The organism is Microbulbifer jejuensis (genome assembly GCF_047289955.1).
Lineage (GTDB): Bacteria > Pseudomonadota > Gammaproteobacteria > Pseudomonadales > Cellvibrionaceae > Microbulbifer.
Map to the genome: position 1 here is coordinate 1 of NZ_JBLBUB010000003.1, position 23986 is coordinate 23986.

A 23986-nucleotide genomic window follows, 5' to 3' on the forward strand; every position below is an offset into this window, starting at 1 on the left:
CGTCAGGATGCCATCTTTGCCGCTGAGGTCTTTGCCCTCACGCAGCGCCTTGATAGCAGCATCCATATCGAAAGTATGTTTAGTCATAGGTCATCTCTTTTTTGCTAATGATAAAGAAATGACACAGAATTCTGAACACTACCGAGCACCTCGTCGGCGAGGTCAAGCCCAACCGCAAAAATGGCTATACATCCAAAACCATAAAAAGCCCGACGGGCAGCTTCGATCTGCTGACACCACGAGACCACGCCGGTACTTCGTTGTCGGCAGAAAAATCCACAATGAATCATGCACCGCCCCCCTCCCTGAGTACCCAGTACACTTTTCGATGTGAATACAATCTATCGATTTGAAAGACTAATTTGGATTGTAATTCACATGTTTCTCCCCCTGGGTCTGCTTATCCGCATGGTATGAAGACCGCACCAAGGGACCGCAGGCAGCATGCTTGAAGCCGATTTGCTCGGCATAGCGGCGGTACTCTTCAAACTCGTCTGGATGCACGTAACGCTGCACCGGGAGGTGTTGCTTACTGGGTTGTAGGTATTGGCCGATGGTGAGCATGTCGATATCATGCTCACGCATAACATCCATCACCTGAAAGATCTCTTCCTTTTCCTCACCGAGGCCCACCATCAGACCGGATTTGGTCAGCACATCCGGGCGACATTGTTTGTATTCCTGCAGCAGCTTCAGGGACCATTTGAAATTGGCGCCGGGACGGGATTCGCGGTACAGGCGCGGCACAGTCTCCAGATTGTGGTTGAACACATCGGGCGCCTCCTCCCCAAGAATTTCCAGAGCCACCGCCATCCGCCCGCGAAAGTCAGGAGTGAGAATTTCCACCTGCAGATTCGGCGAAAGCGCCCGGGACTGGCGGATACAGTCGGCGAAGTGCTGGGCCCCACCATCGCGCAGATCATCGCGATCCACCGAGGTAATCACCACGTAGCGCAGCCCCATGGCTGCAATGGCCCGGGCAAGGTTTGCGGGTTCTTGCGGGTCCAGGGGATTAGGCTTGCCGTGCCCCACATCACAGAAAGGGCAGCGACGGGTACAAATTTCACCCATGATCATAAAAGTTGCAGTGCCACCGCTGAAACATTCGCCCAGGTTGGGGCAGCTGGCCTCTTCACAAACGGTGGAGAGTTTTTGCGAACGCAGAATTCCCTTGATACGGTCCACCTCTTTTGAAGCGGGCACCTTTACACGAATCCAGTCCGGTTTGCGCAGGATCGTATCGCTGGCAATCACCTTGACCGGGATACGCTCCACCTTGTCACCATCGCGCAGTTTTTCCCCCTGTTGAAGGCGGCGGGTGCGTTTGACCGGCACCAGATCGGGTTTGTTAGCCATTGTTTATTTCCTGCTGTTTTTTGATGCTCAGTCGAGTAAACACGGTGTCGTCCAACGGCTGCCACTGAGCAGCGGACAGCTTCAGGGTATGCAGCAATTCGCGTATAAAGACCTCTGCCACCTGGTGACAACTGGGTGCCCGCTGGAGCAACTCGGCCATCTGCACCATCTGCAATCCGGCGTAACCACAGGGGTTGATACGGAGGAAAGGCGCCAGATCCATGTCGATGTTAATGGCGATGCCGTGGAAACTGCAGCCGCGACGCACACGCAACCCAATAGAGGCGATTTTATTGCCCGCGCGCGGGCCTTCAGCCAGATAGACGCCTGGTGCATCGGCGCGTGGCGACGCTGCGATGCCAAATGCTCCCAGCATGGCTACAGTGGCAATCTCCAACGCCGATACCAGTTCGCGCACGCCGATTTTTGCCCGGCGCAAATCCAATAGTGGATAAACCACCAGTTGGCCGGGGCCGTGGTATGTCACCTGGCCACCGCGGTCCACCTGCACAACAGGAATATCTCCGGTGTTGAGCAGGTGTTCCGCCCTGCCCGCCTGCCCTTGGGTAAAAACAGGCTCGTGCTCCACGCACCAGATCTCATCTGCACTGCTTGCGTTGCGGAGATCGGTATAACGGGACATAGCGCGCCAGACAGTTTCGTAATCCCGCCGGGCAAGGTTGCGGACAGTGGTCATCAGAGCACCATATGTACCGAAGGGTGCTTTTTGAGCTCCTCAAACAGCGCTCTGAGCTGCTCTTCACCGGTGGCGAGAATGTAAAAGGTCATGGAAGTGAACTTGCCAGTGCTGCTGTCGCGCAGGGTAATGCGGCCCTCGTCCAGTTCCGGAGCGTGGCGACGCATCACTTCCAATACAAATCGGTGCGCTTTTTCATCGGCGTCGCGCACAACCTTGACCATGTAGTCTTCACAGGGAAATTGTATCTTTGGAGGTTGCTGGCTGGGGTTCTGGTTCATACCTCTCTCCGGGGCCGGTGTCAGGTAAGGGAAAGCTAGGACACAGCCGGGCGGCGATTATACAGCGGCTGATGCGCAGTGGACAGGGAGCTGCAGAGAGGGTGCGGGCTTTAAGCAGTGGGCAGGGCGGAACAATGCCCGCCCGGAAAACCCGCCTGCAAGTGCGACTTAATTGAAGAAGCCGATCACAAAGCGCTTGATGGTATCCCACAGGCGTTTGAAGATACCGGCACGCTCTACATCGTCTCCGGTGACGGCTTTGACTTCGGCAACGGTCTCACCATCCAGAATCACCACAACCTTGCCCACCGGCTGGCCCTTCTGGATCGGAGCCTCCAGCTCGCCATCCACAATCAGATCTGCTTTGATCCCCTCCTCGCCACCACGGGGGATGGTGACGAAAACATCCTTCTCAACCGCAATACCCACGCGAGGCTTCTTGCCACCCCAAACGCGCTCGGTCTGCAAAACCTCGCCCTGGCCATAGACTTTGTGGGTCTGGTAGTAGCGGAAGCCATAAGCCAACAGTTTTTGGGTCTCAGAGGCGCGCTTTTCATCGCTATCGGTCCCCACCACTATGGCTATCAGGCGCATGCCGCGCTTCATTGCAGAGGCCACCAGGCAATAGCCCGCCTCTTCTGTGTGACCGGTTTTAATGCCGTCTACCGAGGCGTCGCGCCACAACAGGCGGTTGCGGTTAGGTTGGTTGATCCCCGAGTAATTGAAATACTTCTCGGAATAAATATCGTAGTGCTCCGGGTGGTCGGCAATCAGGGCACGGGCCAGAACACCCAGGTCACGGGCAGTGGTCAGGTGCCCTTCCTCCGGCCACCCGGTGGAATTGAGGAAGTGGGTATTCTCCATACCCAGAAGCTCTGCCTGCTGGTTCATCACCTCCGCAAACACCTCTTCACTGCCGGACACATGTTCGGCCAGAGCGATACTGGCATCGTTACCGGACTGGATGATGACCCCGCGCATCAGGTCTATCACAGGCACCTGGTCGCCGACTTTGACAAACATTTTTGAACCGCCCTTGCGCCAGGCTTTCTCGGAGATACGCACCATATCGCCTTCTTTGACGCTGCCTTTGTGTATTTCCTCAGAAACGATATAGACGGTCATCATCTTGGTGAGACTGGCGGGGGGAATCTGTTTGTCGGCTTCGTGCTCCACCAGAACCTGGCCGGTATTGGCATCCAGCAGCAGGTAAGAGTTTGCAGTCAATTGTGGCGGGGCTGGGATAAGAGATTGCGCCTGAACCAGGCCCGCACACAACAATAGGAAAGAACAGGCGATAATTCGTATGATCATAGGGGGAGTCTCATTAATCCTCGTGTTCATTGGCTGGCTGTTAACCCATTATGTATTTTAATAGATTAGTCGGCAGTTCTGGGGGGCACCCCATACCGCAAGCCACTGTATGCTGACAAAATACAAGAAAATTCGCGCCAATGCGCAGTATTTTGTGAACGGCGATCCAAATGACCGTCAAACCTTACTTCAGTCACTGGTTGCCAGGTATTTTTCGCAGAAACCATCCGCCCGCTCCGACAACCGCTGCGATGGTCTTATTCATACACTACCTGGGGCTGCCCCAGCTGCTTTTGCTCTACGGTTTCCCGCACAGTGGCGAGCGCCCGCTGCTGGGTAATAGGGCCAATACGGACCCGGTAAAGCACCTTGCCATCCCGCTCTACCGGGCTGACTGAAACAGGGTAATCAATTGCATCGGCAAGCTGGGCCCTTACCGCTTCCGCCTGGGCAAAATGACTGTATGCCCCTACCTGTAAAAAGGTATTCTCGGGCAGCTTAACGCGGGTATCCTGTGCCAAACCATCTGGGCCCGCCAGCCCATCACCGGTCAGCAGCACCTCGGTTACCGGCGGCAATACCGCAGGGTCCAGCGACTCCACTTCCACACGGGCTACCCCCTGCTCCACATATCCCAACTTCTGGGCAGCGGTATAACTGAGGTCAATAATGCGCCCCTGCACAAAGGGACCGCGATCATTGACCCGCACAATAATACTGCGCCCGTTATCCAGATTGGTCACTTTGGCATAGCTGGGCAGAGGCAGGGTTTTATGTGCGGCAGAGATGGCGTACATGTTGTAGATCTCACCATTGGCGGTATTGCGACCATGGAACTTGGTGCCGTACCAGGAGGCTCTGCCGCGCTCTTTATAACCTTTAACTGCATCGCGCACATGATAAGTCACACCGTTGACGCGGTAGGGGGTCTTATTCCCGGCGGGGCCGATGGGCTCCCGGACCGGCGCCGGGTCCGGAGTGGCCAGCATACTCACGGGCGTTGGCGGACCACTGTCACGAATACTGCCAGCGGGCTTTGCACGCGGGCCAGGATGAGTCTGCGGCCCCCCACAGGACGCCAAAAACACAGCGGCAAGTAACACCCCAAACCGCGCATTGCACTGAACCATAATTCCCCCGCACGGCAACAAAGGGTTGCCGTCTCCAAGACGCCGTTGGCTGAAATTGTCTGATGAAATGAAAAAACTTCGACTGCAGCCAGAACCAATGGTTTCTCAAGGCTGGCTGTAATTGCCGGTTCAAAGCCGTACTGTCGCCTTATTGATGGGTTGCGGGCCCGTGAGATACGGGCAACTCCCCGAAGTTGTACCCGCCGTTCGAGAACGGCGAATCAATAAACGAGAAAAAACCCATTGTATTGCCCGATCAATAGGGCCTCCCGCCACGCGCCTTGACAATCTCCTGGGCCAGTTCGTTGACCGCCATGGCGTAGAGGCGGCTGCGATTATAGCTGGTAATGGTGGAAAAATTATTGAGCCCCAGCCAGTACTGTTTGCCCCGCTCTGTCTGCAGGGAGAAGATAGTGGCAGGCATTTCCGGTGACACCTGGCTGGTGGCGGTGAAACCCTTTTCCGCCAACTCCCCCACGGTCCACTTGGGTTGCAGGGTATTGTTAACAATGGTCATATCTGCGTTGGGACGCGGGCTTGACAAAACGGCAACGGGCTCGCCGGGCTTCCAACCGTGCTGGGCGAGATAATTGGCCACGCTGCCGATGGCATCCTGGGTGTTATTCCAAATATCCACCTTGCCGTCATCACTGAAGTCCACTGCGTAAGCGCGGTAGCTTGAGGGCATAAACTGGCCGTAACCCATGGCACCGGCATAGGAACCCTTCAATGTCAAAGGGTCTATACCCTGATCCCGGGTAAGCAGCAAATAGTGTTCCAGCTCTTTACTAAAGAAGGCGGAACGACGCGGATAGTTAAAAGCCAGGGTAGAGAGCGCATCCAGTACGCGATGACCGCCCATATTGCCGCCATAGCGGGTTTCAATACCGATAATGGCGACGATGATTTCTGCCGGCACACCGTACTTTTTTTCCGCTTCGGCCAGGACTTCAGCATTGTTGTCCCAGAAGTCGACGCCACCGGCGATGCTCTGTGGCGTCAAAAACATCTTTCGGTATTGGTACCAGGGCTTGGCTCTTTCCGCTGGGCGCTGGATGGCTCTGAGAATGGAGTCCTTGCGCTTGGCTTGGCGCATCAGTTCCTGTAGCTCTTCGCGATCAAACTGGTGCTCTTCCACCATATACTCGACAAACTTCTGCGCATTCGCATTGTCACCGTGACCAGGCTCCTGCGCGCAGGCAGCGAGGGCCAGCCCCACACCAAACAATAGTCCAGAGGTCCACTTCAAAACCAACGCTCCTGTCTTCATCACGCATCTCTATATCCGGTTATCGATCAGCTGAACGATGCCCACTAGAAGTGGACCCTGCGCCGCTCTGTCCCTACAGCCATGAGGATACCGAATCCCGCCATCAGGGTAATCAGTGAAGTCCCCCCATAGCTGATCATCGGCAGGGGTACGCCCACTATTGGCAGCAGACCTGTAACCATACCAATGTTTACAAATACATAGACAAAAAAAGTGAGCGTTATACTCCCCGCCAATAGTCGCCCGAACAAGTACTGTGCCATAAAGCTAATATAGATACCGCGTGCGATCACCAAAACGTAAAGTAGTAGCAGTAAAAGCACGCCGCGCATGCCCCACTCCTCCGCCAGAACCGCAATAATAAAGTCAGTATGGCTCTCTGGCAGAAAATCCAACTGTGATTGGGTGCCTTGCAGGTAGCCTTTACCGTACACCCCTCCAGAACCAATAGCGGCTTTAGAGTTAAAAATATTCCAGCCGGCACCAAAACGGTCGTCGTGGGGGTTGAGCAGCGTCAGGATGCGCTGGCGCTGGTAGTCCCTCAGGCCCCACTGCCAGATAGGCCAGGTGGACGCCATGAGCGCTGCGACCGCGGCACCGATCATCTTCCAGCTAAGCCCTGCCAGATACAATGCAAACAGACCGGAAGCGGCGATCAAAATGGCAGTGCCCAGATCCGGCTGGCGCACGATCAGCGCAGCCGGTACCGCCACGATGACTAAAGCTCCGCAAACCGCCGCGAGCGTAGGGGGCTGTGCGCGCTGGTGCAGGAAGGCAGCAACCATCATCGGCACCCCCAGCTTCATCATCTCAGAAGGTTGGAAGCGAAAGCCGCCTATCTCCAGCCAGCGCTGGGCACCCTTGGCACCGGTTCCAAAAAGCAACACCCCCAACAACAGGGTGCAGCCGCCCAGATAGGCCCAGATCGACCAACGCCGGTAAAAGTCCAGGGGAATCTGCGCAACAATAAACATACCTAAAAACGCCAGGCACATAAAAACCGACTGGCGCTGTACATAATTGATGTCGCCGCCAGAAGCGCTGTAGAGCACCCCCAAGCCAACACATGCCAACATCAACAACAGCACCAGCAGCGGCACATCGAGGTGCAGTCGACGGGCGAGGCTCACCGGTTTTCTGAGGCTGCTGTCCATATCGGACAGTCGGTGCGAGTAGTCGCGATTAGCCATTGCCCGCCCTCCCAGTCAACCCTGTATCCCGGGCGGTCTCAACGGGTGGGTACGGACGTGACATCCATTCGGCAAACAGCATTTGGGCCACCGGTGCAGCCACCTTGCCGCCGGCTTCCCCATTTTCCACCAGAATCGCCACTGCAATGCGGGGTTTGTCCACTGGGGCAAAGGCAACAAACAGCGCGTGATCCCGGTGGCGCTCCAGCAGTGCCTCAGAATCATATTGCGCACCCTGAGCGATACCCACCACCTGGGCGGTACCGGATTTACCGGCAACGCGAAAATCCAGGCCCTCACCGGCGCGCTTGCCGGTACCGTCGCTGCGATTGACCACAGCCTCCATGCCCTCAAACACCAAATCCCAGTGGTTCGGGTGTGCTTCCAGGTTGTGCAGCCTCTCCGGCGGCTGCACTGTGCCGTTGATGGTCTTTACCATTTGAGGCCGGTAGTGGGTGCCGCGATTGGCGATGGTCGCGGTCATCACCGCCAGTTGCAGCGGTGTGGCCAGCACGAAACCCTGCCCCAGCACCGCATTCAGGCTATCGCCGGGGAACCAGGGCACTCCCCGCGCGTTGCGCTTCCAGTGCCGCGAAGGAAAAAGACCAGCACGCTCTGTCGGCAGATCAATGCCGGTCTTGGCGCCGAGCCCGAAATGGGAGGCAATAGTGTGCATATCGTCAATATCCCAACGGTGCGCCATATCCCAGAAGAACACATCGCAACTCTGTGCCATGGCCTGTACCAAATCCACTTTGTCGCCATGCCCCCAGCGGATATGGTCTCGGTAGATACGCGGGTCGTTGGGTAGTTTGTAGAAACCCGGATCCTTGATTTTGGTCTCCCGGGAAATAATCCCGGCCTCAAGGGCACCGAGACCCATCACGGGCTTCAGGGTCGAACCCGGGGGATACTGGCCCTGTACGACGCGATTAAACAGGGGGACATCGAGGGAGTCACTGAGGTTGCGGTAGTCGACAAAACTGATGCCGGTGACAAACAGATTGGGGTCGAAAGACGGCTTGCTCACAAAGGCCAGTACACCACCGGTATTGACATCAATGGCGACCACAGCACCGCGGCGATCACCGAGGGCAGCGGAGGCCACCTGTTGCAGGCGCGCATCCAGGTACAGGGTAAGGCCAACACCCGGTTTGGGATCTTCGCGCTCCAGCACCCGCAGTACCCGGCCGCGCGCATTGATCTCGACATTCTCATAGCCCACTTCCCCGAGCAGGCGCTGCTCGTAACTGCGCTCCAGTCCCACCTTGCCGATACTGCGGGTACCTCGGTAGCGCCGCACGTCCTCCTGGGTGAAATTATTTAAATCGCGCTCACTGATGCGCCCCACATAGCCGACACTGTGGGCGAACAGCTCTCCCAGTGGATAGTAACGCACCAGTTCCGCCTCAACTGAAACACCGGGCATACGGAATTGGTTCACACTGATGTGTGCAATTTCATCTTCACTCAGGCGAAAGCGCAGGGGTACCGGCTCAAAGGGTCGCCTGCGCTTCATGCGCTTGCGAAACTTGGCCACATCACTGTCTTCAAGGTGAATAAGATGACCGATCAATTCCAGGGTCGCATCCAGATCCCGTACACGCTCGCGCACAATGGAGAGGTTGTAGCTGGCACGGTTATCCGCAAGCAGGATGCCGTTGCGATCGTATATCAACCCCCGGGTAGGGGCTACCGGGCGCACCTGGATACGATTTTCATCGGACTGGGTGCGATAGTCTTCGTAATTGACGATCTGAAGGTTGTAAAAGCGCGCAACCAAAACCCCCAGCAGCACAATAACACCGGCGATAGCCACCAGCATGCGGTTGTGGAAAAGCCGCAGCTCGGTATAGGGGTCCTTGAGGCGATGGTCGTGAGGCATTTGGGCTTTTTTGAACGGTTTTGACTGGCGCTGGAAAGCTCTAAGTGAATTACATTACCACAGGGCACAAGTGAACAGACAACACCGGCTGGCCATTGTCTCCGTCATTTGTGGTAGGGATGTCCCACCAATAGTGTCCAGGCACGATAAATCTGCTCGGCCAAAACCACACGCACCAGCGGATGTGGCAGAGTCAGTGGAGACAGGGACCACCGCTGCCTGGCCGCGTCCAGGCAATCCCCAGAGAGACCGTCGGGGCCGCCGACCAGCAGACAGACACTTTCCCCCAGCAGTTGCCATGCACGCAATTGCCGCGAGAGCTGCTCCGTACTCCAGGGTTTGCCCTTCACATCCAGCGCCACGACATGGTCCCGGGGACCGAGCGCAGAGAGCATCGCCGCCCCCTCCTTTCTCCGGGCCTTGTCGATCAGTGCCATGGCGTTTTTCTGGCCGCGTTGCCCCAGAGGGATTTCCACCATCTCCAGGAAAATTTCACGGGGCAAGCGTTTGGCGTACTCAGTGTAGCCCTCCTGCACCCAAGCGGGCATTTTCCCCCCGGCGGCGAGAATGCGGATTTTCACGGTCTCAGCCCCTATGGGGGTCGCTGCCGTCCGCTCCCTCGCGCGTATTCGGCGTTATCGACCAGAGTTTTTCCAGGTCGTAAAAGCCACGCAGATCCTCCAGCATCACATGTACCACCAAATCCCCATAGTCCACCAGCACCCATTCACCCTGTTCTTTCCCTTCCACGCCAATGGGTCGCACGCCTTGTTTCTTCAATTCGTCCACGACATTTTCCGCAAGGGATTTCACCTGGCGACTGGAGGTACCGGTACAGATCAGCAAACTGTCCATTACATCAGACAATTCGGAAACATCCAGGGCAACGATATCTTTGCCTTTCAGGTCTTCCAGTGCGTTGAACGCGATTTCTTTAATATTTGTCATAACACCTTAATGTTTTACCGGTCGCCAGCGGTATTCTGTTTTCTGTAAAGTTGATGGTCTTCAATATATTGCAGCACCGCAGCCGGCAGCAGGTAACGGGGTGACTGGCCGCTGCCGAGCAATTGGCGAATGTGAGTGGAAGAGATAGGCAACAGGCTCTGTTCGCGCACCACCAGGCGCCCGCAGGGCTCCCCGTGCAAATCGGCGATTGTTCCGCGATGACGCTCAAGCAAATCGATCAGCTGGGGGTTATCGCCCTCTTTTCCCCGCTGGGGCGGGCTCCAACCCGGCCGGGTCACCGCCACCAGGTGCGCCAGCGCCAACAGGCTCTGCCAGCGGTGCCAGTGGTGCAGGCTGAGCAGGGAATCCAGCCCCATACAGAAACTGATTGACACCTCAGGGCCCAGCGCTGCACGCAATTCCTCCAGGGTATCCACAGTATAAGTGACCCCCCCCCGCCGCAATTCCCGTTCATCCAGTTGCAACTCGTCACAACCTGCCAGTGCCAGCACCAACATCTGGCAGCGTTGACCGGGAGACACCCCCGGGCTTTCGCGGTGGCGCGGCTGGTGGCTTGGCAGTATGCGCATTTCATCGAACCCCAAAGCCTGACGCAGCTCCAGCGCCATACGCAGGTGGCCGAAATGTACCGGATCGAAGGTGCCGCCGAACAGGGCGATACTCTGCCGTTTGGTCGCCAAAATTACCTCTTGCGCCAGATGATTACACCGAAACAGCCTCTATTGCCGTATGTGCCCGTCTCCCAGCACGATCCATTTTCGTGAGGTGAGCCCTTCCAGCCCCACCGGGCCGCGGGCGTGGATTTTATCAGTGCTAATACCGATTTCCGCCCCCAGGCCGTATTCAAAGCCATCGGCGAAACCGGTGGAGGCATTGGCCATCACCGAACTGGAGTCCACCTCCGTGAGGAAACGCCGGCTGCGGCTGTAGTCCTCGCTCACTATGGCCTCCGTGTGGCCGGAGCCGTACCGGGCGATATGGGCCATCGCCGCATCCATATCCGCCACCACCCGGATCGACAGTAACGGCGCCAGGTACTCCTCAGCCCAGTCCGCTTCCACGGCTGCCAGGCATCGCGGCAGTATCTTGCGAGTGCGCTCACAACCGCGTAGTTCGACACCTTTGGACTCATAGGCCGCGGCCAAACGCGGCAGTATCTCTGCGGCAATCCCCTCCGCAACCAGCAGGGTTTCCATCGCATTACACACGCCGTAGCGGCGGGTTTTGGCATTGAGGGCAATGTCGAAGGCCTTTTGCGGGTCCGCACGGTCATCGATATAAACATGGCACACCCCGTGCAAGTGCTTGATCACCGGCACACTGGCCTCGCGGCTGACACGCTCAATCAGGCCGGTGCCACCGCGGGGCACAATCACATCCAGATATTCCGGCATGGTAATCAAAGCGCTCACTGCAGCGCGATCGCTGGTCCCCACTACCTGTACGGCTGTCTCCGGCAAATCCGACGCGCGTAATCCAGCGGCAATACAAGCGGCAATGGCCTGATTGGAGTGCAGCGCCTCACTTCCACCGCGCAAAATAGTCGCATTACCGGACTTCAGGCAGAGGCTGGCAGCGTCTATGGTCACATTGGGACGGGACTCGTAAATAATTCCCACCACCCCCAGTGGCACACGCATTCTACCCACCTGGATACCACTGGGGCGATAGCGCAGATGCTCGACTTCCCCCACCGGATCAGGCAGATCCGCGACCTGTAGCAACCCCGCAATCATATCGTCGATACGGGTGTTATCCAGTTCCAGGCGGTCGAGCAGTGCAGCGTCCAGACCCTGCCCACGCCCCGCCTGCATATCCCGGATATTGGCTTCGATCAGTTGCGCCCGCTGCGCTTCCATCTGGGTAGCGACCTCCCTGAGCGCACGGTTCTTGGCCGCAGTATTGGCCCTGGCCATCAACCGCGCCGCGGCGCGCGCAGCATGGCCCATCTGCCCGAGTTGAGTACGGATTTGGTCAGCAGTGTCGGTGGGGGTCACTTGGCGCTCCGTGCAGAATCCGGTCGGCCGCGCAGTATACCCCAGTGGGGTAGGGTTTGAATGACCAAACCCAGCCTACTCCGGGAAATATGTCCACAACCGGTCACTTCTGGGTCCACCGGTCCAGATTGTCGGCGATATTGGCCAGGCGCGCCAAGGGGTCCTCCAGAGCCAGCAGTTCCACCCGCGCCTTGTCTTCCAGCGGCAGCAATTGCGCCAGCTGCCAGGACAGGGCATCGGCTGAATCCACCTGGTCGAACTTCAGCGACAGTATTTTGGCGCGCTCTTTCAGTTCGTTGAGCACAGCGAGCAAGCCATCGCAGTCGGCGGGTATGGGTTTCGGCGTCGCTTCCGGCAGCCATTCCACATCCCCCAGCAGCAGATCGTCTTCAGCTCTGTCGGTATGGGTAATGCGAAAGCGGCGCCGGCCCACCACCTGTACATGCAATAGCCCCTCCTCCCCCTGGCCCCAGTCGACAATATGCACATAGACACCCAGCGGCCACACCGAGGCAAGCCCCACTTCGCCACCGGAGCGAATAAGCACTACACCAAATCCGCTATCGGCCTTCAGGGCTTCACTCACCAGATGCAGGTAGCGCTGTTCGAAGATACGCAGAGGCAGGGTAACTCCGGGATACAGGGCCACACTCAAGGGAAAAAGAGGTATCTGTTGCACTGGGGTCACTCGCCGTATTTTGTTGTCTTCACTAAAGATACCACTGCGTACACGCCCGCCGCCCGGCAGAAATGGCGTTATAGCGCCACTCGGCAAAGATGCGACCAGACTTGGGGTTTATTGCGGGTATTACCGGTGGCAAATGCCGCCTACACCCAGTAAGCTGCTGCGGTCAATGCATTAGATGGAGACAATTTATGCCCACAGCGACAGCCCGTCATATTCTGGTGGAGAACGAAACAAAGTGCCAGCAGCTGAAGCAGGAAATCGAAAACGGGGCCGAGTTTGGCGAAATGGCCAAAGCGCACTCACAGTGTCCGTCCGGCCGTACCGGAGGCGATCTGGGCGAATTCAGCAAGGGCGTGATGGTCGCGGAATTCGACAAGGTGGTCTTTTCCGAAGAATTGCATAAGGTGCACGGCCCGGTGAAAACCCAGTTTGGTTATCACCTGCTGGAAATTACCAGCCGCGAGGATTGATGCCCAGCGGATAAACCTGTGCATAAAAAGCCCGATCACAATCCTATTGCCAGTCGGTTGAATTAACTGGCTGGCAATAGCTTAATGGGTCAGCTTTCTCCGACTGCCTTGGCGAGACTCAGATCAATGAATATAGCCATCGTGGCTATTATCCAGCACGTAAAAGGTCGCCTGAACATAGTCATTGTTATCGCCGGTGTTGTTCTGGTTGTAAACACCGACTTTAAAGTACTGGTATTGGCCGCTGACATCATAACCAGAGCTGCTCATGTCTACAGTCTTGGCCACATCCGCCTTACCTTCCCTAGAGATGGTCACGGTAAGGGTGTTGCCGACTACCTCAACCTTGTAGCTGAATATTTCATTCAAGGCAATACCGTCTGATGGATTTAAGGCGCTGTTCGAACGGCTGCCGATTATTTCGTACCAGATATCGTTGCCACCTTCAGGCTGGTGTGCAATGTAGATGGAACCCAGGCTGTTGCCCGGCAGTTTACGGTAGTAAAGGCGTAGCGGTTCGTCGTCATTGGCATGGATCTGGCCGATGATAACCCGACCCACTTGGCTGCTACTACCGGTGCTAGTGACGTGATTCACGGCCAGAGTCGCACGCAAGACACCATCAACACCACCGGCGGCATTGCGAGCGGAAGCGGGTGCACTACCGAATACCCAGTTGTTTTCATTCACACCTTTCGTGCTAATGTTGGTGTTGCCGCGGCGCAACATCTCTCGTAGTTCCGTCCGGGTATAAGCAGTGTTATTGGAGGTTTTATATCCGGCAATCGGACAACGGAATACCATACCCCCGTCACTGGCGGTATAGAAATAACTGTTGTTCTCGTAGCCCGCGCTCAGCTCTGATTCCTTGATGGAGTCAGCGGTACCGCTGCCATCATTGTCGGAAGGCACGCTGAGATACCAATCGACCAATTCGAAATTACCGGACGGAGGGAGTGATGGGTTCAGATCATCTTCGACATCCTCACCACATCCGATCACATCGAATTCCAGAATACTGTTCCAGTTATTCGCAGTGTTACCGATACCAGTCAGGCGTACATACCGTGCGGTAGAATCCGATACCTCGTAACGCTCCATAGCGGAACTGCTGCCACTAGATTGGCCACTACCCAAAACCGTCATCCAGTTTCTATTGTCAGAAGAGGTTTCAATAGAGAAGAAGCTGCTTCGTTGATCTCCCTTGTACCAGGCAATATCCACCGCTTCTATGACCTGCTCATAACCTAAGTCCATGGTAATCCATTTGACGCCGGCGGAAGACCAGCGGGATTCACTGGCAAAACTGCCATCTATCACATTAGCGGGGTCGTGACCATCACTAGTTCCATCATCTGATGCAGAGATGATCGACAGTTTGCTTCCGGAGGTGCAACTGTTGCTGCCTGGACTACCTCCTGAGCTGCCAAGGTTTTCCAGGGTAAAATTGTCGAAGCGGCCTTCATCGCCATTGTAGGTGCCAAACACCGTGATACTCAGGGCGTTGCCGGAATTGAACTCCACATCCAGCTTTCGCCATTCAGAATCGCTAATGCTGGCATTATGGGTACTGCCGCCAACCACCGCGCCAATGGTACCAGCGCCTTTTACATAGGCGCTGAGGCGATAATTGGTATCGGCAATTACAGAGACCTGTTGCTCTATACGGCCCCCGCTACCAGCAATTTTGGCGGATTTGTTGCCGATGTAAGCAACACTGGAAATGGCGGAAGGGTCAGTATCAGACCAACCATCCCAATCGTTTTCAAATCCCGGATTCTGCAGAGAAGCATTGGCGCTGGCCATGCAAATATTCAATAGGGTAATGATGGCAAAACTGATAATTTTCACTAAAGGCGGTTTTAAACGTTTCATTGAACTCTCATTATTATAGTTAGGATAAAATGATATACAGCGGGTACAACACAGCTGTTCGGTTTCTGCGCAGGGTTACAAAACACTTCGGCAGTGTAAAAGCGCGATCTGTAGCCGTTACTAAAAATCTGTGATATGAAAACTCTTAACTACGAAAAATCGGATAAAATTATTTTCATAATTTCTGTAAGCCTGATTTTTTGATCAGTGACTGCATTTTTCTCCGTCAAATATCAGGAAATCTGCCAGAGCAGCCGGATAGAAGTCTACTACTTGGCATCATTCATATCTAACAGGATGCTGAAAAACCCTGATTTTAGCCGAAATTCGCTTTCACCCTGAAGGAAAATGTTTCAAAAATACCTTATTTTATATATTTTTAATTTACAACCATATAGAATACAGACTGACAATTGAGTTGAAATGACTTTTTCAGCAGCCTGCCAAGCATAATTTTCTTAACTTAAACGCATGACGGCACGAGGAATAATTGCTCCTCGATGCTGGATTACCAGCGCTGCCAGATTGTGACCACTTTTTGCCGCATTCGTGACAGGTCTGCCGCTCAAGCGGTGCGCCAGATACCCGGCATTGAATGAGTCACCGGCGGCTGTGGTATCCACCGGGACTACTTCATTGGCGGCAATGAACTCGCTGTGCTTATCGGTTTTCACAACACAACCATCGCCACCTTTTTTCAGCACAATTTCTCGAATACCGAGATTTTTCAAACGGTCAAGTACCGCTGTTTCATCAGCATCGCCAAATAGCGCCTGCTCGTCTTCCAAGGTGGGCAAGGCAATATCTGTCAGGCGATACATCTGCAGGTAGGTTTGCCGGGCCAATAGATCACTACCCCACAGTGTTGGCCGGTAATTGCTATCGAAAATTACCATACCGCCTGCTGCGCGGAATTCCACCAAGAATTCAAACAGACACTTTCGGGTAGAGGGGGAATAGATACCCAACGAGATGCCAGACAGATAAATGGCTTTGAATTCCATCAATCTGGCAAACAGCACCTTGGTATTGCTGGGGTTATCGAACAGACGCCGTGCCGGAGAGTTATCCCGCCAGTACAGGAAAGTCCGTTCTCCCTGCGGACCGGTTTCAATCAGATAGAGACCAGGTGTGGCACCTGTCTCTCGCAATATCAGATTGCATCCGATACCCTCATTGCGCCACTGCTGCAGCATCCAGTCACTCAAGTGGTCATCTCCCACCGCGGTGACATAATCCACCGGAAAACCCAATCGAGAGAGATAGAGTGCGGTATTCAGCGTATCCCCACCAAAGAACAGATTCGCATCCAGTGAATTATTAGTGATGGACAGGTCGTTATCACCCAGATTAATTTCCAGCATGCACTCACCGAGCACTGCCAATTTTTTTTTCATGGTAGTTTCCGCTTTGGCACCCACAGCATTACCTCTACACAGATTCAATCGCGTGCGAACAAATCAGGAAAAGAACAGGCCGCCGTTTATATCAACATTGGTACCAGTGAGAAAGGAGGCTTCGTCAGAGGCCAGATAGGCGACAGCATCTGCCACTTCGCTCGCCTTGCCTTCACGCTTTAGCGGCGTTGCACTGGCAACGTTTGCACGTACGGCATCCTTGGTGAAAACATCGTGGAAAGTGGTGCTGATCATACCTGGGCAGAGCGCATTAACACGGATATTTTGCGGGCCCAATTCTTTCGCCATGGCGCGGGTAAAGGTCATCACTGCACCTTTGGAAGTCGCGTAAACAGAAGCACCAGGACCGCCGCCGTCTCGACCAGCTTGAGAAGCCAGGTTTATAATCGCTCCGCCGTTCATATACGGTACTACCGCTTTGGTCAGCAGGAAGGTGCTGTTCAGATTCAGGGCGATAACCTTGCTGAAGAAGTCTTCATCCACCTCAGTGATCATCCTACGCTCAACTAAGCCGCCGGTAACATTGACAAGAATGTCAACGTCAGGTCCATAGGTTTCACGGGCAGTTCCCACCAGGCATGCAACGTCCGTCTGCTTGGTCATGTCACCTTGAACGATGATCGCTTCACCACCAGCCTGCTTGATCTCTGCCAGAGTTTCATCGGCAGTCTGATTGTTGCTGAAGTAGTTGATTACTACTTTTGCGCCTTCTGCTGCCAACTTGAGTGATACCGCTTTGCCGATATCCCTAGCCCCGCCGCTGACGATTGCTACCTTGTTGTTCAATTTCATGTCTACTCCAAACGGTATAATGAGAAGTCGATGCTTTTTTATCGAAGTATTATGTGGACATTGGTCATCCCGCTGCTTCAGCGAGTTGCTTTTTTTCTCGTTTGCTGCATACCGGAGTAATACGCCCCCCAACCAGCAGAACCGAGATCAACATTAACGGAACCAAAGAGGCACCGAGAATAAAGAAGGGTGGGTAGTAAGTTCCATCGTTGGTAATAACAGGTACCAACTGGATAGCAGTAATCACGCTGACCACACCCACAGCACCGCTGATCCCGGCTAGACTGGCAACAGTCTTTCCAGAGAAATAATCACTGGGCAAGGTCTGAATATTATTAATGGCCGCCTGGAAGCCGAACAGGATGACGGTGATCATGCCCAGCGCCAAAGCCGGTGTATTCGCCAAGGTGGTTGCCAGTAGTGCTGGCAGCATCAGCGCACCGCCCACGAACACAGCAAACTTGCGGGATTTGTTCACACTCCAGCCCCTGCTGATAAGACGACCAGACAGCCAACCACCGAACAGTGCACCGGCAGCGGCACCCACGAAGGGAATCCATGCGGAGGCGCCAATGGCTTTCACATCAAATCCGAATTTGTCATTCAGGTAGAGTGGCAGCCAGGCTACGAACAGCCACCAGATCGGTTCGATGAAAAAGCGCGCGGAGATCACACTCCAGCTCTGGCGATGTGAAAGTAGCTCAACCAGACCGGGTACATACTCTTCTTTGCCATTGTTATTACCTGGGGTGAACTGCCCACAAAGGATCAGTTCACGCTCCTCCTGGGTAATCCAGGGGTGCGCATCTGGGCCGCTTTTGTAAATGATCAGCCACGGCACCAGCCACAGAAAGCCCAGTAATGCGATCACCACAAAGGTGGCCTGCCAACCGAGAAATGCGTAGAGGAAAGCCACCAGAGGAGGAGCGATGATACTGCCCGCAGAAGCACCCGCGCCAAAAATACCCTGTGCCAGTGCCCGCTCTTTGGCCGGGAACCATTCCGCGTTGGCCTTGGTGGCACCCGGCCAGTTGCCCGCCTCGCCGAAGCCTAACAGGCTACGGAAAAGACTGAAGGAAGCAACAGAGCTTGCCAGTGCGTGCAGTGCGATGGAGACAGACCAGACCACGATGGACAACATGAAGCCAATGCGAGTGCCGACGGCATCAAAAATACGCCCGAAAACTGCCTGACCAATGGCATAGGCAATCAAAAATACACTCATGATATTGGCATAGTCATGGCTGTCCATGCCTAGATCTTCAGCAATTCCCGGCCACATGACAGATAGCGCGGCGCGGTCAATATAGTTGATAATGGTGGCAAGAGCCACCAGCGACACAATGATCCAGCGCAAGTTTTTCATTTTTATTATCCTATTTCTTTATCCAGGAATTCTTCTCGGTAAGGACTGAAGGTGTCGATCAGAACACCAGACTTTTTACACACTGCACCGTGCTCCATATTGGGAGCAATATAAAAACTATCCCCGGCTTTAAGAATTTTTTTGTGACCGCCCACCTGCACTTCAAACTCGCCACTTTCTACGTAGCTCACCTGAGTGTGCGGATGCCTATGCAGGTAGCCGATACTGCCTTCTTCAAACCAGACCTTGACCACCATTAGGCTTTCATCAAACCCTAGAATCTGACGTTTGATGCCACCACCAAGATCTTCCACTTCAATGGTCTCCTGCAGAAAAAATGCAGCGGGTGCAGGCATAAGCTCCTCCATCTATACATATAGAATTATTTATTTTCTCCAACACTGAAAAGCTTTGCGCGACCGCGGAATACATATTGATTGCCACGAAAGGTAAATCTGGTTTTGCTCTGAGCCGAAAAATCCTCGCGGCTGTTAAACGCCATCAATTTAGTCACGTCAGTCTTGAGTGCAATTGCAATCAGTTCCAGGTCGTCGCTGCGCTGAAGTTCAATACCGACGACCTGACTTTCTGCCTGCAGAGTAAATTCCTTGGCAGGGTTGTACTCACCGTGGGGTTCAAGCACGCTAACAAAAGTGTGTCTGCGGACATTCTTCCGGCGCGTAATAAAGGCTGTTTCCGAGCGCAGATTGAAATTGGGATCATCGGCTCCCAGTTCCGCAAACAACAACTCTGTTTTTCCGTCTACTAAGCTGGAGTTGGTATAGAAATGGCCGTTGTCATTCAACCAGGTCACCTGCGCGAGACCGGACTCCGGTTTTGCGTGGGCTTTCAGCCACAGGTGTTGGTATCCGCTTTTCTTACCCAGTGCAGAAATATTGTCCTTATAGCCCTTTAGTATAAAGCTGGTATCCACAAGCTGACCATTGTAGTGCAATGGCAAATCTAATTGGTGCTGCCTGCTGGACTGCACCTCGAACAAATCGATGGCGAAAACATGGTCGCTGTCGGAATCGTTGATTAATGCCAAAGTGCGCTTGAGAGTAACTCCCGGATAGGCGGAATCAATTTCCGCCGAGCTGATTTTTACCTGATCACCGACGTGGAAAAAAAGAAGTTCCGGATGGTTACTGCTGCCGATTTTCAGATCACCGTTGAAGTGCGTAGTTTCATCTACCACCACAGTGTTATGAGCAATGGTCTGCTTCGCATAGGTGTCGTTTTCCGGCAGATAGCGGCCACCATTTTTAGATTCCACATTCAGAAAACGGACAGCTCCATAATCGGTCACGATTTCCGCTTGGCGGTCGTAGAATTGCCAGGTCAGCTTGTCGAAATGGCCGTGGCCCATCCCCTGAGCGGAAGGCTTGAACAGCAGGGCCTGATCGCCATTTACCTGCAGGCGAAATACCACCAGCGCACCTTCATCCCCGTCCTTGCCATCGCGGAAGGCTCTGGACTTGAATACGTATGGTTGTTGCTTGTTGGCATCCAGGTCCTGTGCAACCTTGAGGCCATCACCGGTCAGCAGAACCTGATCCTGCTTTGCGGCAATGTCCAGCAATTGCGGATTGCCCGTTTTGCCGTAAGCAATGGCCACGCCCTGCACCAGCTCCACAGTATCGATGCCCTTGTCTTTAATGGCATCATTAATGGGAAAAAAAAGATTGTTGTAACTGAGTTGAATGGTGGTATCAATGGCTTTCAGAATAATACCGTCGCGATAGCTAAAAATTTTCCGATCCGGCTCATTGTTATCAATGGCTTTTGCAAAGGTCACAAAGGGCATCAGCGCGTAGCGCTGATAGTAAGGGCCTTCATTGTAATAACCGTCGGGAGAAAATAGGGTATTCAACTGCCGCAGGAAACCGCCTTTGCCGGATTTGTCGAGGCCCAACAGCGCCTGTTCAACCAGTTCGGGTTCGTCCAGCACATAACCGACCATGCCTACACCAGCGGCCAGCCAGGTGCCGTGGTTATGCACTTTGTTGAAGGTTTCTGGAGATTCCACGGAAAGGAAGCGTGCAATCGGGCGCAGCACCCCCTGCTCAATCGTCTCGGCCTCCGTATCAGAGAGTGAGGGGCGAATCAGGTCATAGGACTGAATGGTGTACACCAGCCACACCGCTTCATTCAAGTTCTGCCAGAACAACCTGCCTGGGTTTTTCGCTCCAAGGCGATGTTTCGGATGCAGATGAAGGGTTGGGTACAACGCTGCGTAGGCTAGAAGCAGATCACGCACATACTCGGCATAGCGGCCGTCTTCAGTGATTTGATACAGTACGCCGGCGTTGTACATCAACTGGTAATTTTTCTTGTGTTGTTCGTGGGTATAACCACCGCCTGCATCGGCGGGCATTGGCACAGCGATAGGCCCTTCCAGTGAGCGGTCCACAGCAGCCTTAGTGGCGAGAAATGCACTGCGAAAACGGCCCTGCCGGGAAACAGCGGTTTGCATGGCGTCTACGTCTGCGGTATTGACCACCAAATTAGGGTGTGGTGTAGCATAACTTTCCTGGGAGTTCAGTATCAGACCCGTTACAAAAGCGACACTTATCCCTAAAGCTTTTAATTTTGATTCAAACTTCTGGCCAAACATTTTGATTACTTCACTTTATTGTTGGCGAGAACAGCGGTGTGAGGGCCCTCACGGGCCAGCTCTCTAACGTCCGGCAGCGGTGATTGGTGGAACTGGTTGCTGACAATACGGGTGATCGGCTCAGCCACGGTGTGCTCCACCACAATACCAGCACTGTCGGTAAAGGTATTGTCGTGGATGTTCGCAACCTGCACGCCGTGCAGTTTTACCAGTGCCTGGGACCGATTGCGTTTACCACTTCCGGATTTTTCCACGATATTGCTGGCAAAAGTAAAATGTGGCCCAAAGGTGCTTTCATCGGTACCACCGCGATACAGGTTGACAAGCGTACCCTTTACATTCCTGAATGTGTTTCCCGAAAGAGTGACGTATTCGGCATTGTAAACACCGAGATCATCTCTCTCCTTATCCAGTTTCAGAAAATCACCCGTAATATTATCAAGCACACTGTTTTCGATACTGATAAAGGTGGCAAAAGCCCGACTTCCCGAGTCAAAGAAATGATAGGAGTGGTTGACGTCCAGATTTTCTACACGACTGTTCTTCATCGAGAATCGGTAGTTTTTCAACATGCCCCATTTGGCAGTGCGGATCAGGGTATTGCCGGTGGAGTCCGGGCTGTTTTCACCAGACAGCACCAGACCGTTGAGTTCCAGGCTGCCGCCATCAATAATTTCGAACATGACCGGGCGCTCGCTGGTTAGCGTCACCTTGCCGGTTTTTTTCGCCTTGATGGTAATGGTTTTATCAATCTGCAAGCGCTTGCGGGACTTGTAGATTCCATTTTCCAGCACCAGAGTGTCGCCATCGGCTATGGTTTTCAGTGCGTCGAAGAGCGTATCTTCACCGGGGTGCACAACAGTGGCTTTACCGCTACCGAAGGCAGCTTCCGGTTCAGACTTGGGGTACCATGAAACACCCGTCATGCTTTTGCTGGTGGGTATCAGATTTCTGCTGACACCCTTATCTACCATGGCGGGGTCGACAGGATAGAGCAGGCCGTTTCCAGCTCGACGAAGTCTTTTTACACCGGTGTTGATGCCCTCACGAATCTCTTGATCCACAAAGCCATTGGAAATATTGGCCGCAAAGTGAACCCCGGAGATGTCGTCAAATACAGAAAAGGGGGAGCGATCGCTCTCGTTGTAGAAAATATTATTGGAGATACTGGAGTCCAGCGGTACCGCGCTGCGCTCCGGGTCACTGCCGACTGCCAGCTGAATGTGATCCACATTGATAAAGCTGTTGTTCTCGACTCTGGCATTCACCACCTGATGGTATCGGTTGATGGGAGAATCGGGCACACCGTTCATAATGCTGAATCCGCTCCCGAACCGATAGCCTGTGAGACCTTCGAGGTAATTGTTACGCACTGTCTGGTCGCGATTGATAACCCGAATACCGCCGGTGTGATCCTCGCTGTTGCCAATGAACACATTGCCTTCTATCAGGTTGCCATTGCCGTGGCGCAGGGTCAGGGTGCCGCGGGACTCGAAAAAGGTGTTGTTGCGGATTTTATTCTTGCCGGACTTGACGGAAATGATCTCTACTTCGCCGTCGCGCCGATCGAAGAAATTGTTCTCGACCACCGTCAGGGAATCTGTCAGTGAATAGCGGCTAGTGCCGACACGCAGGGTTTCACCACCATTGGAGCCCAATACCGGGCGCGGCCCAAAATAATTGTGATCGATACGGTGGTAATTTTCCTGGGAATCTTCGCTATCGAGGCGCACCGCTATGGTCACGCCCTTGTTGCGTTTACCGGCAAGGTGGCCGTGGTCAAAGCGGTTGTTTTTACCGTAGAGGGCAACCCAATAATCGGATTCCATGCGCTCAGGCTTGCTGAAGTTTTCAATCACGATTTCAGTTACACGGGAATTGTTTGCCAGGCTCTCCCGGTTGCGGCGGAAGGCGACCACTTCGCTGCTGGGGGAGTAACCGTTTTTGAACACCAGCCCGACAACTACCAGGTACTCGCCCGCAAGACGCAGATTTGACTGACCGGATAAGACGACTTTGCCCTTCTCCTGGGCGATCAGCGTGATCGGATTCTCTTTTTTACCCGCTCCGGTGAACAGAATTTCAAAATCCCGCCATACACCATTGGCAAGTACCACGGTATCGCCAGCTTCAAGATTTTTTGCAACTTCGGCGTATTCCTTCGGGTTGCTAACAAGGTATTCCTCTGCCGCTGCCTGTGCACAGAAGAGCAAAGCCTGGCCACATGTGAGCAGCGCTACGGCCAGCAGGCGATGGATTCCTTTAGCTCTAAGGATCACTTGAATATCTCTCTTATGACTTTTTTGCTTTTACGGTGTCCCGGTGTCCCACAGGAAGCCAGCGATGGCATGCACAAAATTATTATGCAGATAGCGTAAATTGGCCAACACTATCTGTCAACCAATTTTACTAATGACCAATTCATTAATTCAAAAAATTTTTATATCATGGAAAATATCTCTCGATTTGAATAAATAACGAACAGTGGTAAGTCCAAAAAATGCAATAAACTTGAAAATTGGTTGACTATATATTGGGCGAGTGAGAGTTTGTACTGGTTTGAGCACGGATCGGAAGCTGTAAACGACAACTGGTCTTTGAACTGGTTAAAAGTTAGTGCTCTTCATAATGTAAAAAGCGACGCCAGGATGCGACGCCTGTTAATATCAAC

21 protein-coding genes are annotated in these 23986 nt (G+C 53.9%); 1 reads left to right on the plus strand and 20 read right to left on the minus strand.

What is annotated here, in order from left to right; genetic code table 11:
* Positions 1-357: 357 nt before the first annotated feature.
* The 13 genes from lipA to ACL7TT_RS02500 form a co-directional block, all read right to left on the minus strand.
* Positions 358-1356, minus strand: coding sequence for a lipoyl synthase (gene lipA, locus ACL7TT_RS02440; protein WP_413392892.1), 999 nt, complete (start codon positions 1354-1356; stop codon positions 358-360).
* Entirely contained in the window at positions 1349-2053 is a 705-nt protein-coding gene (gene lipB / locus ACL7TT_RS02445) for a lipoyl(octanoyl) transferase LipB (protein ID WP_413392894.1), read from the minus strand. The genes lipA and lipB overlap by 8 nt, the downstream gene beginning before the upstream one ends.
* Positions 2053-2334 carry an HP0495 family protein gene (locus ACL7TT_RS02450; RefSeq protein ID WP_413392896.1) on the minus strand — a complete coding sequence of 94 codons (282 nt, stop codon included), beginning with the start codon at positions 2332-2334 and terminating at the stop codon, positions 2053-2055. The genes lipB and ACL7TT_RS02450 overlap by 1 nt, the downstream gene beginning before the upstream one ends.
* A gap of 168 nt (positions 2335-2502) precedes the next feature.
* Positions 2503-3648 (minus strand): D-alanyl-D-alanine carboxypeptidase family protein, encoded by a 1146-nt coding sequence (locus tag ACL7TT_RS02455; protein WP_413392898.1) that lies wholly within the window; start codon positions 3646-3648, stop codon positions 2503-2505.
* 257 nt (positions 3649-3905) lie between these two features.
* Entirely contained in the window at positions 3906-4778 is an 873-nt protein-coding gene (locus ACL7TT_RS02460) for a septal ring lytic transglycosylase RlpA family protein (RefSeq protein ID WP_413392900.1), read from the minus strand.
* Positions 4779-5034: 256 nt separating this feature from the next.
* Entirely contained in the window at positions 5035-6048 is a 1014-nt protein-coding gene (mltB, locus tag ACL7TT_RS02465; protein ID WP_413392902.1) for a lytic murein transglycosylase B, read from the minus strand.
* Positions 6049-6092: 44 nt separating this feature from the next.
* Complete coding sequence (gene rodA, locus ACL7TT_RS02470) at positions 6093-7238, minus strand: rod shape-determining protein RodA (RefSeq protein ID WP_413392903.1); 1146 nt, start codon at positions 7236-7238, stop codon at positions 6093-6095.
* On the minus strand, positions 7231-9123 hold the full coding sequence (gene mrdA / locus ACL7TT_RS02475; RefSeq protein WP_413392905.1) for a penicillin-binding protein 2: 1893 nt from the start codon (positions 9121-9123) through the stop codon (positions 7231-7233). Before mrdA ends, rodA begins: the two co-directional genes overlap by 8 nt.
* Positions 9124-9227: 104 nt before the next feature.
* Positions 9228-9704 (minus strand): 23S rRNA (pseudouridine(1915)-N(3))-methyltransferase RlmH, encoded by a 477-nt coding sequence (gene rlmH / locus ACL7TT_RS02480; RefSeq protein WP_299947652.1) that lies wholly within the window; start codon positions 9702-9704, stop codon positions 9228-9230.
* 4 nt (positions 9705-9708) lie between these two features.
* Positions 9709-10071, minus strand: coding sequence for a ribosome silencing factor (rsfS, locus tag ACL7TT_RS02485; RefSeq protein WP_413392908.1), 363 nt, complete (start codon positions 10069-10071; stop codon positions 9709-9711).
* Positions 10072-10085: 14 nt separating this feature from the next.
* Entirely contained in the window at positions 10086-10772 is a 687-nt protein-coding gene (gene nadD / locus ACL7TT_RS02490) for a nicotinate-nucleotide adenylyltransferase (protein ID WP_413392910.1), read from the minus strand.
* 39 nt (positions 10773-10811) lie between these two features.
* Positions 10812-12089: a glutamate-5-semialdehyde dehydrogenase gene (locus ACL7TT_RS02495; RefSeq protein WP_413392912.1), complete on the minus strand. Its 1278-nt coding sequence runs from the start codon at positions 12087-12089 to the stop codon at positions 10812-10814.
* 103 nt (positions 12090-12192) lie between these two features.
* Positions 12193-12768, minus strand: coding sequence for an LON peptidase substrate-binding domain-containing protein (locus ACL7TT_RS02500; protein ID WP_413392913.1), 576 nt, complete (start codon positions 12766-12768; stop codon positions 12193-12195).
* Between the two features lie 197 nt (positions 12769-12965).
* Here ACL7TT_RS02500 and ACL7TT_RS02505 point away from each other — a divergent pair, with 197 nt between their 5' ends.
* On the plus strand, positions 12966-13247 hold the full coding sequence (locus ACL7TT_RS02505) for a peptidylprolyl isomerase (RefSeq protein WP_413392915.1): 282 nt from the start codon (positions 12966-12968) through the stop codon (positions 13245-13247).
* Between the two features lie 123 nt (positions 13248-13370).
* Here the strand turns inward: ACL7TT_RS02505 and ACL7TT_RS02510 are convergent, their stop codons facing one another.
* The 7 genes from ACL7TT_RS02510 to ACL7TT_RS02540 all read right to left on the minus strand — a co-directional run bounded on the left by ACL7TT_RS02510 (position 13371) and on the right by ACL7TT_RS02540 (position 23594).
* Positions 13371-15122: a polysaccharide lyase family 7 protein gene (locus ACL7TT_RS02510; RefSeq protein ID WP_413392917.1), complete on the minus strand. Its 1752-nt coding sequence runs from the start codon at positions 15120-15122 to the stop codon at positions 13371-13373.
* Between the two features lie 458 nt (positions 15123-15580).
* Entirely contained in the window at positions 15581-16519 is a 939-nt protein-coding gene (locus ACL7TT_RS02515; protein WP_413392919.1) for a sugar kinase, read from the minus strand.
* Between the two features lie 63 nt (positions 16520-16582).
* The gene (locus ACL7TT_RS02520; RefSeq protein ID WP_413392921.1) at positions 16583-17332 is read right to left on the minus strand and encodes an SDR family NAD(P)-dependent oxidoreductase; all 750 of its coding nucleotides are present in this window, start codon (positions 17330-17332) and stop codon (positions 16583-16585) included.
* A gap of 64 nt (positions 17333-17396) precedes the next feature.
* Positions 17397-18698 carry an MFS transporter gene (locus ACL7TT_RS02525; RefSeq protein ID WP_413392923.1) on the minus strand — a complete coding sequence of 434 codons (1302 nt, stop codon included), beginning with the start codon at positions 18696-18698 and terminating at the stop codon, positions 17397-17399.
* Positions 18699-18703: 5 nt separating this feature from the next.
* Positions 18704-19054 (minus strand): cupin domain-containing protein, encoded by a 351-nt coding sequence (locus tag ACL7TT_RS02530; RefSeq protein ID WP_413392925.1) that lies wholly within the window; start codon positions 19052-19054, stop codon positions 18704-18706.
* 26 nt (positions 19055-19080) lie between these two features.
* On the minus strand, positions 19081-21315 hold the full coding sequence (locus ACL7TT_RS02535) for a heparinase II/III domain-containing protein (RefSeq protein WP_413392927.1): 2235 nt from the start codon (positions 21313-21315) through the stop codon (positions 19081-19083).
* 5 nt (positions 21316-21320) lie between these two features.
* Positions 21321-23594, minus strand: a complete 2274-nt coding sequence (locus tag ACL7TT_RS02540) for a polysaccharide lyase 6 family protein (protein WP_413392929.1) — start codon at positions 23592-23594, stop codon at positions 21321-21323.
* Between the last annotated feature and the right edge of the window lie 392 nt (positions 23595-23986).

Excerpts from the sequence above, each read along its gene's own strand:
- lipA (WP_413392892.1), bottom strand. The coding sequence starts at position 1,356 with ATGGCTAACAAACCCGATCTGGTGCCGGTCAAACGCACCCGCCGCCTT.
- lipB (WP_413392894.1), bottom strand. The coding sequence starts at position 2,053 with ATGACCACTGTCCGCAACCTTGCCCGGCGGGATTACGAAACTGTCTGG.
- ACL7TT_RS02450 (WP_413392896.1), bottom strand. The coding sequence starts at position 2,334 with ATGAACCAGAACCCCAGCCAGCAACCTCCAAAGATACAATTTCCCTGT.
- ACL7TT_RS02455 (WP_413392898.1), bottom strand. The coding sequence starts at position 3,648 with ATGATCATACGAATTATCGCCTGTTCTTTCCTATTGTTGTGTGCGGGC.
- ACL7TT_RS02460 (WP_413392900.1), bottom strand. The coding sequence starts at position 4,778 with ATGGTTCAGTGCAATGCGCGGTTTGGGGTGTTACTTGCCGCTGTGTTT.
- mltB (WP_413392902.1), bottom strand. The coding sequence starts at position 6,048 with ATGAAGACAGGAGCGTTGGTTTTGAAGTGGACCTCTGGACTATTGTTT.
- rodA (WP_413392903.1), bottom strand. The coding sequence starts at position 7,238 with ATGGCTAATCGCGACTACTCGCACCGACTGTCCGATATGGACAGCAGC.
- mrdA (WP_413392905.1), bottom strand. The coding sequence starts at position 9,123 with ATGCCTCACGACCATCGCCTCAAGGACCCCTATACCGAGCTGCGGCTT.
- rsfS (WP_413392908.1), bottom strand. The coding sequence starts at position 10,071 with ATGACAAATATTAAAGAAATCGCGTTCAACGCACTGGAAGACCTGAAA.
- ACL7TT_RS02505 (WP_413392915.1), top strand. The coding sequence starts at position 12,966 with ATGCCCACAGCGACAGCCCGTCATATTCTGGTGGAGAACGAAACAAAG.
- ACL7TT_RS02510 (WP_413392917.1), bottom strand. The coding sequence starts at position 15,122 with ATGAAACGTTTAAAACCGCCTTTAGTGAAAATTATCAGTTTTGCCATC.
- ACL7TT_RS02515 (WP_413392919.1), bottom strand. The coding sequence starts at position 16,519 with ATGAAAAAAAAATTGGCAGTGCTCGGTGAGTGCATGCTGGAAATTAAT.
- ACL7TT_RS02520 (WP_413392921.1), bottom strand. The coding sequence starts at position 17,332 with ATGAAATTGAACAACAAGGTAGCAATCGTCAGCGGCGGGGCTAGGGAT.
- ACL7TT_RS02525 (WP_413392923.1), bottom strand. The coding sequence starts at position 18,698 with ATGAAAAACTTGCGCTGGATCATTGTGTCGCTGGTGGCTCTTGCCACC.
- ACL7TT_RS02530 (WP_413392925.1), bottom strand. The coding sequence starts at position 19,054 with ATGCCTGCACCCGCTGCATTTTTTCTGCAGGAGACCATTGAAGTGGAA.
- ACL7TT_RS02535 (WP_413392927.1), bottom strand. The coding sequence starts at position 21,315 with ATGTTTGGCCAGAAGTTTGAATCAAAATTAAAAGCTTTAGGGATAAGT.